We start from the raw sequence: 2,846 nt of genomic DNA on the forward strand, positions 1-2,846 counted from the left end.
CACCTGTCGCCAACAGCATGATGTCTCGATAGTTTTCTCGATCCATCGCCAGGATCAACGTCCGGGAGCGGAGAAAAGTCCGCTCAAACTGTTTCGCTCGGCTTTGAAGGTCATACCCACGGAGCTTCGCAGCCGCGATCATCCGCGAATCTGCGGCGCGACCGATGTGGTAGCCTGCCGTGCCGGCGGAGTCGACCACGATACCATGCCACCTCGGGTCGCGCGCCATGAGACCTTCCATCACTCCTTGAGCCGCCGGCGAACGACATATGTTGCCAAGACACACAAATTGGACACTAAGGGGTTCAATCGCCATAAACTAGACATCCCTACTGAAGCGGAAAATCCGCACTATTATCAACAATTCCCAAGATTCCACTCATGCTGACCTGGATTCTATTCCGCTAGGAAGAAAGAATATATCAACGTTTGTGTTTGGGCAGTGTCTGGCTAGCAACATCCTGTTTTGTCTAAAGGCAACAGGCTTGTACATACCAGCTACAGTTCTGTTTGAGACAATCGCGTTGAAAAAGCCTCCTCAAGGAGTGGTTTCGCTAAGCGACGTAAATTGCAAGCACTTGACAGAGCGGGAACGTCCACATGACCAGTTCGTTTCAACCGAATGATTGGGTTATCTACACCCGAGAAAAACATAGCCTTTCTCCAGGACCTCGGGCGAAAAACATCGCCCCTTCCCCGTACGGCGAGCTTTATTCCTACGAAGTTGACAAATACTGGATCGTTCGTCAAGTAAACGGCGACGAATTGGTGCTAGAGACTCGCAAAGGAAAGTCTCATGTCGTCTCTGCAAGCGATCGACGCCTCCGCAAAGCTAGATGGTGGGAGCGACTTTTCATGTCCAACAATTTTCCTAGCAAAAATTCGGACAATGCGGGCATGCAAAGGGCTTCTGCCGCGTAGCCGTAAAACACGAGTGGAACGGTGATGTTCATAGGACAGAAGTCCATTAATCCCGACTCTAGGTCGCTGAGCGATCCCTAAGAGCATCAGCCCTTCGGCTAATCGCACGCAAACATTTTTTCATCATATTAACGTGGCATCATGTAATTGTTTAGAAAATATGAAGCTTCTGTTAATAAGCGTTTTTGAGCCTTACCAACCGGAACCAATCCATCCACAATCTCTCCGAATGAAAGGCCAACTTCGGTCGATTCACGTTTAGTTCTATTCTAGGGTTGAGATTGATGAAACGCAGATTGTGGGCGAAACGCCCTGGATTCACGCTTGTAGAATTGCTTGTAGTTATTGCCATCATCGGCATTTTGGTTGGATTGCTATTGCCTGCCGTACAAGCAGCACGCGAAGCAGCACGTCGTATGCAGTGCTCCAACAACCTGAAGCAAGTTGGTTTGGCATTTCATAACTTTGAAAGTGGTAACCGAGCATTTCCACATGCTGGTCAGTGCGATAGCACGGGCGGTGCGAGCACGGTCTACATGTCTCAGTCGACACCGACTCTATTGCTGCCTTATTTGGAGCAAAACAACGTCTATAACTTGATGAACCATGACATGACTCGCGCCCAGATGACAACAGCGACTTATGATCTTACAGCAATGCATCCCAACGCTAAAGGTGCAGTGTATCACGATCCCGCGTTCCCAAATACGGTACTTGCAGCAAAAACGCAGATTCCAAGCTATCAGTGCCCAAGCTCACCGATTTCAGGTTCTTCTCGTGCTCCAGACGGATACGGCGGATGGGATTACATGTTTATTTCTGTAAGTGACGTTGAAGAACAAACAGGGATGACAGATCCTCAAGGGACTCGTCCGACTGTTGCAGCTCGACGGACAGCGATGACTCGTCAAGGCATGCTTTCTTGCAACAAGGGTTGGGGTTTCGGCGCTGTATCTGATGGTACGAGCAACACCATTTTGTGTATCGAAGATGCTGGACGTGCTCACCCGAGCGTCGGCACTTTTGGATCATTGTCCACTCGCCCCGCAGTGATTCCGGCTGACACCGTTGCTTGGTCAGGTGGAACGACTGGTGGCCGCCGAATGTATGCTTGGGCAGATCCTGATTCCGGTACAAACGGTCTTTCCGGCCCGAGCAATGCTCTTGCTCCTGCGTCACGTGTCGTCGCAATCAACCAGAACGCCACACCTATTGGTGGTCCTGCAACTTGTCGATGGGCTAACAACAACTGCGGTCCAAATGATGAGCCATTCAGTTTCCACACCGGCGGCGTCAACGCAGTTATGGGTGACGGATCTGTTCGATTCATGAGTTCATCAACCGATTGGCGTACACTCAAGTCGCTGGCTGCTTCGCAAGATGGTTTGGTTGTCGCAAACGATCAATAATTGTTTCCCAAAAATTTAGTAGAGCGGGGCTGCGATGCAGTCCCGCTTATTTTTTTGAATCACACTCTCTCTCATCGTTGTCGGATCAGTTCCATGTTCGTAAAGTATTGCACGCTTTTGGGTTTGGTTTTCTTGGTGGGTTGTGGCGGAGTCACGGTCGTTCCAAAACCAGACTTTGTTGATGTCACATTTTCTGTCACGGCCGGTGGTAAGCCAGTGAACGATGTGTCGTTGACTCTCCTTTCCGTCGGTGAACAAGGTGGACAGGCCCAGGGATCCGTATCCCAGGGTAAGGTGAAACTAACAGTTATTCCTGGAACTTACACTTACTTTGTCGCCGAAGGAAAGAACCCTGCAGCCTTCAACGCTATTCCTGCCAAATTCCACGCTGGGGCGATGGACCGAACCTTCGATGTGAAGGAAGCAGGCTCGATCGAGCTCAAACTCGATTGATAACAGACAGCAGCATCGAAGCTAAGATCTTTGCATAGATTTAGCGAGCGGTGCATTGCAACT

At 50.0% G+C, this 2,846-nt stretch carries 2 protein-coding genes and 1 pseudogene; 2 read left to right on the forward strand and 1 reads right to left on the reverse strand.

What is annotated here, in order from left to right:
• Positions 1–316: pseudogene (locus ACIQ2L_RS14530) on the reverse strand (low molecular weight phosphotyrosine protein phosphatase); the annotation flags it as partial.
• An 889-nt stretch (positions 317–1,205) separates the two neighbouring features.
• Here ACIQ2L_RS14530 and ACIQ2L_RS14535 point away from each other — a divergent pair.
• Both ACIQ2L_RS14535 and ACIQ2L_RS14540 read left to right on the forward strand, forming a co-directional pair.
• A complete protein-coding gene (locus tag ACIQ2L_RS14535) occupies positions 1,206–2,330 on the forward strand; it encodes a DUF1559 domain-containing protein (protein WP_396160109.1) in 1,125 nt (374 codons plus the stop codon).
• Positions 2,331–2,783, forward strand: a complete 453-nt coding sequence (locus tag ACIQ2L_RS14540; protein WP_396160111.1) for a hypothetical protein — start codon at positions 2,331–2,333, stop codon at positions 2,781–2,783.
• Positions 2,784–2,846: the final 63 nt, after the last annotated feature.

Origin of the sequence: Flavobacterium sp., from assembly GCF_044369455.1 — a bacterium.
In the GTDB taxonomy this organism is placed as follows: domain Bacteria; phylum Bacteroidota; class Bacteroidia; order Flavobacteriales; family Flavobacteriaceae; genus Flavobacterium.

Excerpts from the sequence above, each read along its gene's own strand:
- ACIQ2L_RS14535 (WP_396160109.1), top strand. The coding sequence starts at position 1,206 with ATGAAACGCAGATTGTGGGCGAAACGCCCTGGATTCACGCTTGTAGAA.